Annotated in this window: 11 protein-coding genes; 7 read left to right on the top strand and 4 right to left on the bottom strand. The window is 70.4% G+C overall.

The annotated features are described in order from the left end of the window. Positions 1–60 precede the first annotated feature (60 nt). Positions 61–1,581: an Nramp family divalent metal transporter gene (locus tag ACFVYF_RS34705; RefSeq protein WP_389461875.1), complete on the top strand. Its 1,521-nt coding sequence runs from the start codon at positions 61–63 to the stop codon at positions 1,579–1,581. A gap of 21 nt (positions 1,582–1,602) precedes the next feature. Here the strand turns inward: ACFVYF_RS34705 and ACFVYF_RS34700 are convergent, their stop codons facing one another. From ACFVYF_RS34700 to ACFVYF_RS34690, 3 genes are all read right to left on the bottom strand, one after another. Next, positions 1,603–1,794, bottom strand: coding sequence for a hypothetical protein (locus tag ACFVYF_RS34700; protein ID WP_389461873.1), 192 nt, complete (start codon positions 1,792–1,794; stop codon positions 1,603–1,605). A gap of 11 nt (positions 1,795–1,805) precedes the next feature. Further along, positions 1,806–2,186, bottom strand: coding sequence for a Scr1 family TA system antitoxin-like transcriptional regulator (locus ACFVYF_RS34695; RefSeq protein WP_389461871.1), 381 nt, complete (start codon positions 2,184–2,186; stop codon positions 1,806–1,808). Between the two features lie 103 nt (positions 2,187–2,289). Continuing rightward, positions 2,290–2,793: an SUKH-3 domain-containing protein gene (locus tag ACFVYF_RS34690; protein WP_389461869.1), complete on the bottom strand. Its 504-nt coding sequence runs from the start codon at positions 2,791–2,793 to the stop codon at positions 2,290–2,292. 630 nt (positions 2,794–3,423) lie between these two features. On the opposite strand from ACFVYF_RS34690, the gene ACFVYF_RS34685 reads away from it, so the two are divergent. Then, on the top strand, positions 3,424–7,419 hold the full coding sequence (locus ACFVYF_RS34685) for a Pls/PosA family non-ribosomal peptide synthetase (RefSeq protein ID WP_389461867.1): 3,996 nt from the start codon (positions 3,424–3,426) through the stop codon (positions 7,417–7,419). Positions 7,420–7,501: 82 nt separating this feature from the next. Here the strand turns inward: ACFVYF_RS34685 and ACFVYF_RS34680 are convergent, their stop codons facing one another. Beyond that, positions 7,502–9,193 (bottom strand): chitinase, encoded by a 1,692-nt coding sequence (locus tag ACFVYF_RS34680; RefSeq protein WP_389461865.1) that lies wholly within the window; start codon positions 9,191–9,193, stop codon positions 7,502–7,504. Between the two features lie 381 nt (positions 9,194–9,574). Here ACFVYF_RS34680 and ACFVYF_RS34675 point away from each other — a divergent pair, with 381 nt between their 5' ends. The 5 genes from ACFVYF_RS34675 to ACFVYF_RS34655 all read left to right on the top strand — a co-directional run bounded on the left by ACFVYF_RS34675 (position 9,575) and on the right by ACFVYF_RS34655 (position 14,872). After that, positions 9,575–10,459: a hypothetical protein gene (locus tag ACFVYF_RS34675; RefSeq protein ID WP_389461863.1), complete on the top strand. Its 885-nt coding sequence runs from the start codon at positions 9,575–9,577 to the stop codon at positions 10,457–10,459. A 184-nt stretch (positions 10,460–10,643) separates the two neighbouring features. Then, positions 10,644–11,357, top strand: a complete 714-nt coding sequence (cpaB, locus tag ACFVYF_RS34670) for a Flp pilus assembly protein CpaB (RefSeq protein WP_389461861.1) — start codon at positions 10,644–10,646, stop codon at positions 11,355–11,357. A gap of 90 nt (positions 11,358–11,447) precedes the next feature. Next, positions 11,448–13,064: a CpaE family protein gene (locus tag ACFVYF_RS34665; RefSeq protein ID WP_389461860.1), complete on the top strand. Its 1,617-nt coding sequence runs from the start codon at positions 11,448–11,450 to the stop codon at positions 13,062–13,064. A gap of 131 nt (positions 13,065–13,195) precedes the next feature. Next, complete coding sequence (locus ACFVYF_RS34660; RefSeq protein ID WP_389461858.1) at positions 13,196–13,513, top strand: TadE/TadG family type IV pilus assembly protein; 318 nt, start codon at positions 13,196–13,198, stop codon at positions 13,511–13,513. Between the two features lie 18 nt (positions 13,514–13,531). After that, positions 13,532–14,872, top strand: a complete 1,341-nt coding sequence (locus tag ACFVYF_RS34655) for a CpaF family protein (protein WP_389461856.1) — start codon at positions 13,532–13,534, stop codon at positions 14,870–14,872. The last annotated feature ends 123 nt before the right edge of the window (positions 14,873–14,995 follow it).

The raw sequence follows: 14,995 nt of genomic DNA, 5'->3' as shown, positions 1-14,995 counted from the left end.
GCCGATCCTGCACACCACGCCCTCTTGTGCGCGCGGCCGCTTTACGCTTCCTTGAACAACATGGCGGAGACAACTGGGAAGTCCGTGTCAGGGGAGGCCATCTCCCGCCCTCGTAAGTCCAGTTGGAAGTACATCGGGCCCGGGATCGTCGTCGCCGCGACCGGGGTGGGCGCCGGTGACCTCGTCGCGACGCTCATCGCGGGCAGCAACTTCGGCTACACGCTGCTGTGGGCCGCCGTCATCGGCTGCCTGGTCAAGATCTCCCTGGCCGAGGCGGCCGGCCGCTGGCACCTGTCCACCGGCAGCACCCTCTTCGACGGCTGGGCGAGCATCGGGCGCTGGACGAGCTGGTTCTTCGTCGCGTACGTCGTGATCTGGGGCTTCGTCTACGGCGCGGCGGCGATGTCCTCGTCCGGTCTGCCCCTGCAGGCCCTCTTCCCGGACGTCATGGACCTCAAGTGGTGGGCCATCCTGACCGGCCTGGTCGGTCTGGTCTTCGTCTGGTTCAACAAGTACGCGGTCTTCGAGAAGGTGATGACGGTCCTGGTCGGCGTGATGTTCGTCGTCACCGTCTACCTGGCGATCCGGGTCACCCCGCATCTGGGCGACGCCTTCGCCGGACTGCTGCCGGTCCTCCCCGACGAGAAGGACTCGGTCCTCAACACGCTGGGCCTCATCGGCGGCGTCGGCGGCACGATCACGCTCGCCGCGTACGGCTACTGGGTCAACGCGAAGGGCTGGACGAACACGGGCTGGATGAAGGTGATGCGGCTCGACAACCGCGTCGCGTACATCACCACGGGCATCTTCGTCGTCGCGATGCTCTTCGTGGGCGCGGAGCTTCTCCATTCCTCGAACGTCGCCATCGCCAGCGGCGACAAGGGGCTGATCCAGCTCAGCGACATCCTGGAGGCGGAGTACGGCACGGCGACCGCCAAGTTCTTCCTGATCGGCTTCTTCGCCACGTCCTTCACCTCACTGATCGGCGTCTGGCACGGGGTGAGCCTGATGTTCGCCGACTTCGTGGAACGCAACCGCAGGGACCGGGCGGCCCGTGCGGATGCATTGGCCGCGGCCACGGGCGAGGCGCCGGTCGCCTCCGCGGCCGACAGGGCGCCGTCCACCGCGGGGGAGCCGTCCCGCGTCGGGTCGGCCTCCGGTGAGGAGGTGGCGTCCGGCGAGGAGATGCCGTCCGGCGTGGGGCCGGCGTCCGGTGAGGAGGTGGCGTCCGGCGAGGGGTTGCCGTCCGGTGTGGGGCCGGCGTCCGGCGAGGAGGTGGCGTCCGGTGCCCGCGAGAAGGCCTGGCCCTTCCGTGCGTATCTCCTCTGGCTGACCTTCCCGCCGATCGTGCTGCTCTTCGAGGGCCAGCCCTTCCGCCTGATCATCCTGTACGGAGTCCTGGGCGCCGCGTTCCTCCCCTTCCTCGCCCTCACCCTGATCTGGCTCCTCAACTCCGCCCGCACACCCCCGGAGTGGCGCAACGGCCTGCTCAGCAACTCCATGCTGGCCATCGCGGGCCTGCTCTTCGTCGTCCTGTGCGTCAAGCAGATCTGGGACCAGCCGTGGTCGGAGTTCTTCTGATCAGGGTCTCCGCCGGGTCCCTCAGAGAAGGTGGTCGGCCTTGCCCGCCTTGATGTCCCGGATCAACGTACGCAGGGCGTCACGGCTGTCCGTGAGATACGTGTCCTCGGCTCCGGCTATCGCGATGTAGGCGTTGTCTTTGTCGTCGGTGCCGAGGCGGAAGCAGGAGTTTCCCTCGCCGCAGAAGGGCTCTTCCCAGCTGATGTCGTCCACGGGGTGTCTCCTCAGAGGTCGTTGGCGATGCTGCGGATGAAGTCGCGTGACGCCGGCGGTGTCAGCGCGATGCGTTCCATCCAGTCCAAGTGCGCACGGTACTTCGCCAACTGGGTGTCTGCGTGAAGGAAGTCGGGCCCGTGTGAGTTGTCGATCTGTACGGTGTCGAGCTGCGGTACCTGCCCTTCGGCGTACAGGACCGTCTGCCCGGCCCCGGGGAAAGCGCCCGCTTCGAACGGGATGACCAGGAGCGTGATGTGGGGCTGCTCGGACTTCTTGAGCAGATGGTCGAGCTGGGCCCGGGCCACCGCCCGCCCGCCGAAGCGCATACGGAGCGCGCTCGTGCACGATGCCTCCGGTCCCCGCCAGAGGGGAGTGCTGAGCCCGGCCATCGGATCATCGGCACGGGGATCGGGACCTCGACGCGCCGGATACCCCGCCCCGAACCCGCGACGGGGTATCCGATCGGCCGCACAACACCCCGAGTTGTGAGGCCTAGTCGCTGCCATCGTCAATGACAGTCGGCTGGACACCGAGGATGAGGTTGCTCATGGCCTCTGGCATGCGGCCGAAAGAAGCCAGCCAGGTCTCGAGGAGGTAGATCTCGCTGTTCTCATCGATCCCAAGGAAGAAACGCCCTTGGTCAAGCACTCCTACCGGAAAGATCGACCTTTTAATGTCCTCGCCCCACGCACTAAAACGGTCTCCTTCCCCCAAGCACAGCAGGGGATTGAGTTCAAAAGGCTCGCGGGCACGGCTGATTCCGGAACCGGAGATGTCCACTGCGAGGCCTCCGAACTCGGCCAAGAAGGCGCTGGCCGCCGGGTGCCCATGGAGGCCCTCAGCTTCGAAGGCTGACAGCCACGGTGCTGGATCAACCTGCCGGTCGGGCGTCCAGCCGGCCTGTTTAAGATCTTGGTCCACTTGCTCGGAAAAGCGTCCCATGTCGGCTACCTCGCTGTAACGAAAACGATGTCGACGGCTGACGGCGTCGGCCACGCGTGTGAGTGGCCGACGCCGTCGTGACTTGCGACTTCCCTGCTCGCCATCCTTACGGAGTCCTGGGCGCCGCCCTCCTCCGGGCGCCGGGCGCCTCGGAGTAAGTGGTAGGCCTTGTCGGTCCGAACCCGGGACGGGTATCCAGGCGACTTGGTCCGCCAGCACGGTAGTGGCGTACGGCGGCACTGCTCCACTGGTTTTCGAGCGGCCCCGCTGCCCGCTGCCCGCAGCCGCGTATGGGCAAGCGGAGGCCGGCCCGGCGCGCGGGGGAAGCTCGACCATCGCGGCGCAATGGCCCGCACGGCTCCCAACCCATTCTTTACTTAGGCCCTACTGATATTTCACATTGCGATTTGCCGTGTGGCCTGATGTTTATCAATGGCTTATTTGTAACGACCTCTGTGACGATTCCGTGACGGGCTGCGGAAGTACAAAATCCCAGGTCACTGCCGGTGCAGACGGGATCCTGGATCGTCAAAGGAGTTCCATTGGTTCCTGCTCGTGGATCCACAGGGTGCCCTGCCTAATGTTCATTCGCCCAGGCAAACGACGGATTCGAGTGAGTCGAATATTCGACCGCTTCCGCGTCTGCAAGGAACCCGCAGACATACATGGCAGGGATGAACGAAATTGGCACCAAAAGTGAAGGTACGGGAAAAAATTGAAGGTGACCGGAGTTCACAGCTCCTTACTCGCGAGCAGGGGGTCTACCGGTCCGGTCCTCCGGCCGCGCCGCGCACCCTGCTCGACGTCCTCGAACGCTCCGTCGCGGGAGCCCCGGAAGCCCTCGCCGTGGACGACGGCACGGTCGCACTGACCTACCGCCGGCTCGACGAGGAGGTCGGCCGCATCACGCGCGTCCTGCGCGCCGCGGGCGTCGGAAGGGGTGACCGGGTCGGTGTCCGGATGACCTCCGGCAGCGCCCACCTCTACCTGGCGATCCTCGGCATTCTCGCCGCCGGCGCCGCGTACGTACCGGTCGACGCCGACGACCCGGACGAACGGGCCGAACTGGTCTGGAGCGAGTCGGGCGTCTGCGCCGTACTGGGCGACGGGTACGCGCTGGAGAACCGCCCGGGGATCGTCCCGGGCGGCCGGGACGGCGGCCCGGGACCCGACGACGACGCCTGGATCATCTTCACCTCGGGCTCGACCGGCAAGCCGAAAGGCGTCGCGATCAGCCACCGTTCGGCGGCCGCCTTCGTGGACGCGGAGGCCCGACTGTTCCTGAGCCAGGCACCGATCGGCCCCGGCGACCGCGTACTGGCGGGCCTGTCTGTCGCGTTCGACGCCTCCTGCGAGGAGATGTGGCTGGCCTGGGGGCACGGCGCCTGCCTGGTGCCCGCGCCGCGCGCCCTCGTCCGGACCGGCGCGGACCTCGGCCCCTGGCTGCGGGAACGCAGGATCAGCGTGGTCTCCACCGTCCCGACGCTGGCCGCGCTGTGGTCACGGGACATGCTCGCAGCGGTACGGCTGCTGATCGTCGGCGGTGAGGCGTGCCCGCCCGAGGTCGTCCGGCGCTTCGCCTGCCACGGCCGCGAGGTGTGGAACACCTACGGCCCCACCGAGGCGACCGTCGTCTCCTGCGCCACCCAGCTCCTCGACGGCGAACCCGTCCGCATCGGCCTCCCGTTGGACGGCTGGGAACTCGCTGTCGTCGACTCGGACGGGGAGCCCGTCGCCTGGGGCGAGACCGGCGAACTCGTCATCGCCGGCGTGGGGCTCGGCCGCTACCTCGATCCCGTCAAGGACGCCGAGCGGTACACGGCGCTGCCCTCGCTGAACTGGGACCGCGCCTACCGCAGCGGCGACCTCGTCCGCGCGGACCCCCGCGGCCTGGAGTTCGTCGGCCGCGCCGACGACCAGGTCAAAATCGGCGGACGGCGCGTCGAACTCGGCGAGATCGAGGCCGCGTTGCTCGATCTGCCCTCCGTCGCCGCGGCCGCGGCGACCGTCCGGCGCACGGCCGGCGGCCTCGACGTACTGATCGGCTACCTCGTCCCCGCCGACGGCAGCCCCGCGACGTTCGACCGGGCCGACGCGACCCGGCGGCTGCGTGAACGGCTGCCCGCACCCCTCGTGCCCAGGCTCGCCGTGCTGGCCGACTTCCCGACCCGCGGCTCGGGCAAGGCCGACCGCGACGCCCTGCCGTGGCCGCTGCCGGCGGAACCCGCACCGCACACCGCCCCGGCCGATTCGCCGGACGGACCGGCGGCGGTCGCTTCCGCGCAGGAGGCCACTGCCGGCCGTACGGACCTCGCCGACCCGGTGACCACGTGGATGCTCGGCGTCTGGAGCGATCTGCTCGGCACCGACGTGAAAGCCGAGGACGACTTCTTCGACCTCGGCGGCACCAGTCTCGCCGCGGCCCGGCTCGTCTCCGCACTGCGCGAGCGTTTCCCCGAAATCTCCGTCTCCGACCTCTACTTGAACACCACTCCCGCCGCCCTGCGCACCCGCATGGTGAGCGCGGACCCCGCCGCCGGCACACCGCAGCGAGAAGCCGACAGCACGCAGGACGAGAAAAGGGCGCAGGGAACACCCCGGTGGACCGGCTGGGTCCAGACCGCGCTGCAGCCGTTGCTGCTCTGCGTCCCCGGACTGCGCTGGGTGCTGTCCCTCGGACTCACCGGCAACGTGCTCGCCACCGTCGGCTTCACCTCCTGGCTGCCCACCGTGTCCTGGTGGCTGCTCGCCCCCGCCTGGCTGGTCATGTTCACCTCGCCCACCCGCGTCCTGCTGGCAGCGGGCGGCGCACGACTGCTGCGCGGCCGGAGCAGGCCGGGTGAGCACCGGCGCGGCGGAGCGGCACACCTGCGCCTGTGGACGGCGGAACGCTGGGTGGCCGCCATCGGACTCGTCGGAGTGGCCGGCACCCCCCTGGCGGCCTGGTACGCGCGACTGCTGGGCTGCACCGTCGGCAAGGACGTCGACCTGCACACGCTGCCGCCGGTCACCGGCCTTGGGCACTTCGGCGACGGCGCGTCCGTCGACCCCGAGGCGGACCTCGCCGGATGGTGGATCGACGGCGACCGGCTCCGGGTCGGCACCGTACGGATCGGAGCCGGAGCGAGCATCGGCGGACGCGTCACCCTGCAGCCCGGCGCGGACATCGGCGACGGTGCGGAGGTCCTCACCGGCAGCACCGTGACCGAGGGCACGAAGATCCCCTCCGGCGAGTGCTGGGGCGGATCGCCCGCTCGGCCAACGGCCTCCGAGACCGCCTGGCCCCGGCCGCGCGCGGCCCGCTCCCGGGCCTGGGCGCTCGTCTACATCCTGACGGCCGCCGTGCGCGGCGTGTTGATGGCCGTGGCCGCGGCCCCCGCGCTGCTGATGCTCGTAGCCGTGACCGGCGAGGACGGCATGGCCTGGTCCAGCCGGTTGCTGTGGCTGCCGCCGCTGGTGCTCCTGGGGACGTCCTGCCAGGCCCTGTTCATCCTCGCCGGTGTCCGCTTCGCCGGCCGGGGCCTTGTGCCCGGCCTGCACCCCGCGCACAGCAGGGCCGGCTGGTCGGCGTGGCTGACCCACGACCTGATGGTCATGGCCCGCACCACCCTCTTCCCGCTGTACGCCGGTCTGTTCACCCCGGTCTGGTTGCGCCTGCTCGGCGCCCATGTCGGCAGGAACGTCGAGGCGTCGACCGTCGTGGCCCTGCCCCGGCTCCTGCGCGTCGACGACCGCGCGTTCCTCGCGGACGATGTGCTGGCCGCGCCCTACGAGCTGCGCGGCGGCTGGGTGCGGCTCGGAACCGCCGGGATCGGTGACAGCGCCTTCGTCGGCAACTCCGGTGTCGTGGGCCCCGACCGGTCCGTCGCGGACGGTGCGCTGATCGGTGTCCTGTCCGACACGCCCGCCGAGGTCCCGGCCGGCTCGTCGTGGCTGGGACGCCCGGCGATGCGGCTGCGCCGGGTGGCGGAACAGCACGATCCGGCCCGCACGTTCGCCCCGTCGTCCTCCCTGCGGGCCGCCCGCACCGCCGTCGAACTGGGCCGAGCGATCCCCATGATGCTCAGCTCGCTCCTTCAACTCGCCCTGACCTACGTACTGCTGGACCTGTGGGACACCGTCGGCGGCTGGTGCGCGGTGGCCGCGACCGGCCTCTTGATGTGCGGCGCCGGCGTGGTCGCCGGGCTGGTCACCACGGCCGCGAAGTGGGTGCTGATGGGACGCTTCACCGCCGGGCGGCACCCGTTGTGGAGCGGGTTCGTGTGGCGCAACGAACTGTGGGACGTCTTCGTGGAGATGCTCGCGGTTCCGTGGCTGGTCGGCCCCGCGACCGGCACCCCGGTGCTGAACTGGTGGCTGCGCAGCATGGGCGCGAGGATCGGCCGGGGTGTGTGGTGCGAGACGTACTGGTTCCCGGAGCCGGACCTGATCAGCGTCGGTGACGGCGCCGTCGTGAACCGCGGCTGCGTCCTGCAGACGCACCTGTTCCACGACCGCGTCATGCGGCTCGAACCGGTCGCCCTGGCAAGCCGGTCGGTGCTCGGCCCGCACAGCATCGTCCTCCCGGGCAGCGCGCTGGGCGAGGCGGCACGGGTCGGCGCGGGCTCGCTGGTCATGGCGGCGGAGCGGGTCCCCGCGGCCGGCCACTGGCAGGGCACCCCGATCACCCGGGCCGGCTGAAACCGCCCGGACCGCAACGGCGTCGGCCGCCCCGCATCCGCGGGACGGCCGACGCCGTCGTACTGAAGTGACGTACCTGCTGTCAGAGCCCGTGCACGTGCGGGCCCACCGAGTTGGACCACGCGTTGCCCGCCGACGCGTCCCAGTTCGTGGACCAGGTCATGGCGCCGCGGAGGGCCGGGTAGGTCTTGGAGGGCTTGAAAGAACCGCAGTTGGTGCCCTTGGCCAGGCAGTCGAGGGCGTTGTTCACGATCGTGGGGGAGACGTAACCGCTGCCCGCGCCGCTGGTGGAGGCGGGGAGGCCGAGGCCCACCTGGGACGGGGTGAGGCCGCCTTCCAGCTGGATGCAGGCGAGGGCCGTGAGGAAGTCGACCGAGCCCTGGCTGTACACCTTGCCGTCGCAGCCCAGCATCGAACCGCTGTTGTAGTACTGCATGTTGACGACCGTGAGGATGTCCTTGATGTTCAGGGCCGTCTGGAAGTAGGCGTTCGAGGTCGACTGCATGTCGATCGTCTGCGGGGCCATCGTGATGATGAGCGACGAGCCCGCCTTGCCCGACAGGGACCGCAGCGCCTGACTCATGTACGTCGCGTTGAGGCCGTTCTCCAGGTCGATGTCGACACCGTCGAAGCCGTACGTCTGCATGAGGGAGTAGACGGAGTTGGCGAAGTTCGTCGCGGAGGCCGAGTCGCTGACCGACACCGTGCCCTTCTCGCCGCCGATCGAGATGATGACCTTCTTGCCCGCGGCCTGCTTCGCCTTGATGTCCGCCTTGAACTGGTCGACGGTGTAGCCGCCGAGCCCGGCCGAGTCGAGGTTGAAGGTCACCGCGCCCGGCGTGGTGGTGGCGTCGGCGAAGGCCACGGCGATGATGTCGTACTGGGACTGGACGGCGGAGATCTTCTGGACCGTCGCGCCGTTGTTGAAGTTCTGCCAGTACCCCGTGACGGCGTGCGCGGGCAGGGTGCCGCCCCCGCCGCCGCCCGTTGCGGCCGTCGTTGCGGTGACCGTCGCGGACTTCGGCGACTCACCGGCCGCGTTCGTCGCGGTGACCTGGAAGGGGTACGAGGTGGAGGCGGTCAGCCCGGTCACGGTCGCCGAGGTGCCGGTCACCGCCGTCACCTTCGTACCGCTGCGGTAGACGTTGTAGCCCGTCGCGCCCGACACCGTGTTCCAGGTCAGGGACACCGACGAGGACGTCGTGGAGGCGACCGCCAGACCGCCCGGCGCCGCCGGGATCGTCGGGACCGGATCGGTGCCACCGCCCCCGTCGGGGCCGAACACCGACAGGTCGTCCGCGAAGTACGCGGCCTGTCCGTACCAGCCGTGCGTGTACACCGTCACCGAGGTCGTCGAGGCGCCCGTGGTGAAGCTGGTCGTCAGCTGCTTCCAGGAGGAGGAGTCCGGGGTCCACGTCGACACGTCCGTCGTACCCGTGCCGCTCGCGCCGAGATACGCGTACCCGCCCTGCACCCAGGCGCTCAGCGTGTACGTCGAGCTGGGCTTGACCGCCACGGTCTGGCTGCACTTGGCGTTGTCCTGCCCGGCGGGCGTGGCCTTCAGCGCCGCCGAGCCGCCGTGCACCGGCGAGGAGACGGTCGTACCGCTGCTCGCCGAACAGGTCCAGTTGCCGAGGCCCGACTCGTAGCCGGCGTTCTTGGCGTTGTTGACGTCCGCGGCCTGGGCCTCGGTGGCGAGCCCCGTGAGGGTGAGGGTGGCCGCCCCCAGCACGGCGGCGAGCACTCCCGACCATGTGCGTCTGTGCCTGGACATACCTGATACGCGGTCCACTGCTGCCTCCGGTGAGGGGGAGAGGGCGGGGAGGTTGCGGAACGGTGGCCACCGCTGGAAGTACAAGGTGGTCCAGACCAATTCGGTTGTCAAGACCTCTGGAGGTACCGCCCGGCCCTCAATCCCCTTGGCGCGCGCGGGAGTTGTGGCATATGCGGCTCACTCTGCGTTGATCATGCCCGCACCTTCCGTGAGTTGATCTCGGGAAGTCGGTGTTGAGCGGGGCATGCCGTGGATATGGTGCAGAGGCAGAAGGGCGCCACAGTGACGATCTGTGGCCATCTGTGACGGTCCATGGCGAAACAGGGTCGATCTGAGGCGGCGGTTGACCACCCCGCACCAGTGAACGGGGTGGTGTCCAGCGTGCCGACCGCGATAGCCGTCACCAGTCCCGACCTGGTGCTCCCGCCGCACGACCGGCAGACCCCGCCCGCGGTCGTCCAGCCCCTGGCGACCCTCGAAAGCTCCCTCACCGGGATGCACGCGCTCATCGAGCAGCACGGATACGTGATCTCGCTCTACCCCGCGTCCGCCGCCTCCGCCGCCGGCGAGGCCGCCCGGCGCCTGCACACCGTCCGCTCGGTGCTGGAGAGCGACCGCATCGCACTGCTCGGCATCGACCTGCCGCCCCTCGGACTCGCCCTGCTGGCCCAGCAGTTGCGCCAGCTGTCCGCCTGCGACATCAGCCCCGGTGTCCTCGCCTCCGCCGCGCGCCTGCTCGCCCACTACATCTACGCCGGCGCCCTGCTCGGCTCGGTCGCCAAGCTCGACCGGGTCCCCGTCTCCCTGAAGTCCCACGCCAAGTCGTGGGTACCGGGCGCCCAGTTCGGCGTCCTGGCCAACCCGAGACCGCAGCTCGTCCGGATCGGCCAGGAGGAGCTGGCGGGCCCCGAGTTCGGCACGCGGCTGCTCGTCGCCGCCGGCCAGCCGCCCTCCGACTGGGTCACCACCACGCTCGCGCCCGCCTGGCGGGTCCAGGGCGTGGCGACCGTACCGCTGCCCGAGGAGTCGGCGCGCTGGTGGGGGACGGCACGGCTCGTCGAGTTCGCCGCGGGTCTGTACGACGTCTCCGTGCTCTACCAGCTCGTGTCGTCCGTCCGGCGGGAGGAGTGCCACTGGTGCGGCCTCGAACTCATCGGTGACCGCTGCGGGTTCTGTTCCGCGCCACTGGCCCCGCCGCCGGAGCTTCCGGCCCCCGCCGTACGGGCAGCCTCTTCGGTACGCGCCCTGCCCCGGGGCGTCACATAAGCCACGCAAGTCCCCCCACACACACCGCCAAATCGGCACCAGGCACCACCGCTCGACCCCGCCGTCCCCGCCCCCAGATCGAGGTTGTCCGCGCCATGCCGCATCCCCCGGAGACGCCCCCGGCCCCCGGCGGAAACAGCAGGCCCGGGCAAGCACCCGGTACGCCCCTACGAGGTGAGATGTAGTGAACTCACGCCAGCGCCGCGGCGTCATCCTGCTGGTCCTCTCGGCCCTGTGCGCCGTGGGCGCCTTCGCCGGAGTGCTCTCGGTGATCCACGACGTGGACTCGAAGGTGGGCCCCGAGGTGACGGCGTACCGCGTCAAGGGCGACATCGCGCCCTACAAGGAGCTCTCGGCCGACCAGTTCGAGAAGGTCTCCATGCCCGAGCGCTGGCTGTCGGCCACGGCCGTCAGAAGGCTCTCCGAGATCCGCGGCAAGATCGCGGTCACCAAGCTGGAGAAGGGCTCGCTGCTCCAGGCCGACATGATCGTGGACCGGCCCGCCCTGGAGTCGGGCCAGCAGGAGATCGCGATCATGATCGACGCGGCCACCGGCGTGGCCGGAAAGATCGACCCGGGCGCCCGGGTCAACATCTACGCCACCTTCGAAGCGGCGAACGACAAGGCCAAGGACCAGTCGAAGGTCATCGTCGCGAACGCCCGCGTCATCGACGTCGGCAAGCTCACCGCGCTCGAACCGGGCCAGTCCAGCGCCGACCAGCGGCGCACGGCGACGCAGGCGGTCCCGATCACCTTCGCGCTCGACACCGCCGACGCCCAGCGGGTCGCGTACGCCGAGTCGTTCGCGACACACGTCCGCCTCGCCCTGGTCGCGGGCGGCTCCGCCACCACTGTCGCCCCCGGCGACCGTACGTACACCCTCGACGAGGACAAGTAGGAGGCCGCGCATGACGACCGCGCCCGCCGGTACCCGTCGCAGGAGCCGGCCCCGCCGTACGAGCCGCCCCAGCCGTCAGAGGTGTCGTCGATGACCATCCGCATCCTCCCCGCCGTCGGCGACATCGACTCGGCCCGCGCGCTCACCACGCTGCTGAGCCAGCTCGCCGACACCGAACCCGCCCCGCCCGTCGCCGACTCGACCGCCCTCCTCGACACCCTCGCCCGGCTCGCCGCGGAATCCCTCGACGAGCTGCCCGAGGTCGTCCTGGTGCACGAACGGATCGGCCCGGTCCCGGCCCTCGACCTGGTCCGCGACGTGGTGCTGCGCTTCCCGGCGGTCGGTGTCGTCCTCATCACCGCCGACACCGGAAGCGGCGTGCTCACCGCCGCCATGGACTCCGGCGCCCGCGGCATCGTCGGGCTGCCCCTCGGCTACGACACCCTGGCCGAGCGCGTCCAGGCGGCGGCCGCGTGGTCGCTCGGGATGCGCCGCCATCTCGGCAGCGGTACACCCGAGTTGTACACGGGGCCCGGCGGCACCGTCGTCACGGTCACCGGCGCCAAGGGCGGCGTCGGCGCGACCGTCACCGCCGTCCAACTCGCCCTCGCCGCCCAGGCGTCGGGCCGTACGGTCGCCCTCCTCGACCTGGACCTCCAGTCCGGGGACGTGGCCTCGTACCTGGACGTGCAGTTCCGCAGGTCGGTCGTCGACCTGGCCGGCATCACCGACATCAACCCGCGCGTGCTCCAGGACGCCGTCTACCTCCACGACAGCGGCATCGGGCTGCTGCTCGCGCCCGGCGAGGGCGAGCGCGGCGAGGAGGTCACCGACCGGGTGGCCCGCCAGGTCGTCGCGGCCCTGCGCTCCCGCCACGACGTGGTGGTCGTGGACTGCGGCTCCCAGATGAACTCCGCGACCGCGGCGGCCGTCGAGATGGCCGACCAGGCCCTGCTCCTGGTCACCCCCGACGTGATCGCCGTACGCGCCGCCAAACGCATGGTCCGCATGTGGGACCGGCTCCAGATCCGCAAGGCCGAGGAGACGACGACGGTCGTCAACCGCCACTCCCGCGGTACGGAGATCCAGCCGTCCCTCGTCGAGCGCGTCACCGGAACGAAGGTCGCCCGCTCCGCCGTACCGGCCGCCTTCAAGGAGCTCCAGTCGGTGGTCGACGCGGGCCGGCTCCAGGACCTGGACGCGCGCTCGACGGTCAAGCAGGCCCTGTGGGCCCTGGCCGGCGAGCTGGACCTGGTGGTCCCGGCCCCGGAGGGCGGCGGCGGCCGGCGCCGCAAGCCCTCACCGGAACGGGGCGCCCTCGCCCTCCGCCGCAAGGGCGGCGACCGGGGAGCGGTGACCCTCGAATTCGCCGGGATGTTCCCGCTGCTGCTCGTCGTGATGACGATCCTGTGGCAGTGCGTGCTGTACGGCTACACGTGGTCGCTCGCCGGGAACGCGGCGGACGAGGCGGCACGGGCGGCGACGGCGGCGTATGCCGTACAGGGCGACGCGGCGGGTGCCTGCCAGGCCGCGGGCCAGGAACACCTGCCGGACGCCTGGCAGGGCGCGGACATCGCCTGCACGCTCGAGGGCTCGGTGTGGAAGGCCCGGGTGAACGCCCAAGTGCCGCTGTTCTTCCCCGGGTTCGACGTGAACTGGGAGGTCGACGGCGAGGCGGGTGCGGCGGTGGAGGGGGACGTGGGATGACGCCGGTCTCCTTGCTGCGACGCGGGGTGCGCGGGACGCCGGACTCCCCGAGTGCGGGCAGCTGTGCTGACGCCGAAGCGGTCACCGCACCTGCGCGGCGGACCCGGCGCTGGAGTGACCGAGGGGTCTCCATGCTGGAGTTCGCCGGATTCCTGCCCATCCTGCTCCTCATCGGGATGGCGGCCATTCAGCTCGGCCTCGTCGGATACGGCATCAACCAGGCGGGTTCCGGAGCACGGGCGGCGGCGCGGGTCGCGTCGCAGGGCGGGGAAGGGGAGGCGGCGGGCCAGGCCGCGATGGACGGCCGGTTCACTGCGAACGTCTCGGTCGGCGGCGGTGGCGACACGGTCACCGCCACCGTCCAGGTCCAGATCCCCTCGGTCATCCCCTTCATGGGCGGCTGGACCGCGGAACGTCACGCCACCATGCCCAACGACCAGGACGACTGACCGAGAGGAGCTGAAGAGATGAGCCTGCGCTCCCGTATGGCCGCCCCGGACGAGGGGGGACCCGCCCGCGAGGACGGACATCTCGTCGCCGTCTACCGCGCCAAGCTCCTGGAGGAGATCGACCTCGCCGAGATGTCGAGCCTGGCGGCGACCGAACGGCGCGCCCGGCTGGAACGCGTCCTCGGCCACATCATCAGCCGCGAGGGCCCGGTCCTCTCCTCCGCCGAGCGCTCCCAGCTGATCCGGCGGGTGGTCGACGAGGCCCTCGGCCTGGGCGTCCTCGAACCGCTCCTCGCCGACGCCTCGATCACCGAGATCATGGTCAACGGCCCGGACTCGATCTTTGTCGAGCGCGCGGGCCGCGTCGAACAGCTCCCCCTGCGCTTCGCCTCGAACGAGCAGCTCATGCAGACCATCGAGCGCATCGTCTCGACCGTCAACAGGCGGGTCGACGAGTCGAATCCGATGGTCGACGCCCGCCTCCCCACCGGCGAGCGCGTCAACGTGATCATCCCGCCGCTCGCGCTGACCGGCCCGACCCTGACGATCCGCCGCTTCCCCCGCGCGTACACCCTCCCCGAACTCATCGGCCTCGGCTCGCTCGACGAACAGATGCTGATGCTCCTCGCGGCCTTCGTGCGCGCCCGCTTCAACGTCATCGTCAGCGGCGGTACGGGCACCGGAAAGACGACCCTGCTCAACGCCCTCTCCGGACTCATCCCGGCCCGCGAGCGCATCATCACCATCGAGGACTCGGCCGAACTCCAGCTCCAGCAGGAGCACGTCATCCGCCTCGAGTCCCGGCCCCCGAACGTCGAGGGCAAGGGCCAGATCACCATTCGCGACCTGGTCCGCAACTCGCTGCGCATGCGCCCCGACCGCATCATCGTCGGTGAGGTCCGCGGCGGCGAGACCCTCGACATGCTCCAGGCGATGTCGACGGGCCACGACGGCTCGCTCGCGACCGTCCACGCCAACTCGGCCGAGGACGCGCTGATGCGACTGCAGACCCTCGGCTCGATGTCCGAGGTCCAGATCCCCTTCGAGGCCCTCAAGGACCAGATCAACTCGGCGGTCGAGGTCGTCGTCCAGCTCGCCCGGCACGCCGACGGCTCCCGCAAGGTCGCGGAGATCGCCCTGCTGGTCTCGCACGGCCGCGAACAGTTCCGCATCGTCACCGTCTCCCGCTTCGTGACCCGTCCCAGCGGGCCCGACCGCGTGGTGCACGGCCACTTCGAGCACCTGCCGCTGCCGCGCCGGATCGCCGAGAAGCTGTACGTCGCGGGCGAGCCGCTGCCCTCCGCCTTCGGAGTCACCGAGGCCGTCGACGTACTCAACACGAGGCAGGCGATCGGATGACGTCGCACGAGTCATACGTGGCGGGCGATCGGATGGCGTCACACGAGACATACGTGGCAGGCGATCGGATGGCGTCGCACGAGACAGGCAGCCAGCTGGCGTCTCGCGGGGCTGGGGTTCGGA

The sequence above is a fragment of the Streptomyces sp. NPDC058274 genome, assembly GCF_042881375.1.
Classification (GTDB): Bacteria; Actinomycetota; Actinomycetes; order Streptomycetales; family Streptomycetaceae; genus Streptomyces.
The sequence above is the reverse complement of the archived record's forward strand: the minus strand, read 5'-3'. Positions and strand labels throughout refer to the sequence as shown.

Bases quoted from the DNA above. Each gene is read 5' to 3' on its own strand.
- ACFVYF_RS34680 (WP_389461865.1), bottom strand. From the start codon at position 9,193: ATGTCCAGGCACAGACGCACATGGTCGGGAGTGCTCGCCGCCGTGCTG.
- ACFVYF_RS34705 (WP_389461875.1), top strand. From the start codon at position 61: ATGGCGGAGACAACTGGGAAGTCCGTGTCAGGGGAGGCCATCTCCCGC.
- ACFVYF_RS34695 (WP_389461871.1), bottom strand. From the start codon at position 2,186: ATGGCCGGGCTCAGCACTCCCCTCTGGCGGGGACCGGAGGCATCGTGC.
- ACFVYF_RS34660 (WP_389461858.1), top strand. From the start codon at position 13,196: ATGCTGGAGTTCGCCGGATTCCTGCCCATCCTGCTCCTCATCGGGATG.
- ACFVYF_RS34665 (WP_389461860.1), top strand. From the start codon at position 11,448: ATGACCATCCGCATCCTCCCCGCCGTCGGCGACATCGACTCGGCCCGC.
- ACFVYF_RS34655 (WP_389461856.1), top strand. From the start codon at position 13,532: ATGAGCCTGCGCTCCCGTATGGCCGCCCCGGACGAGGGGGGACCCGCC.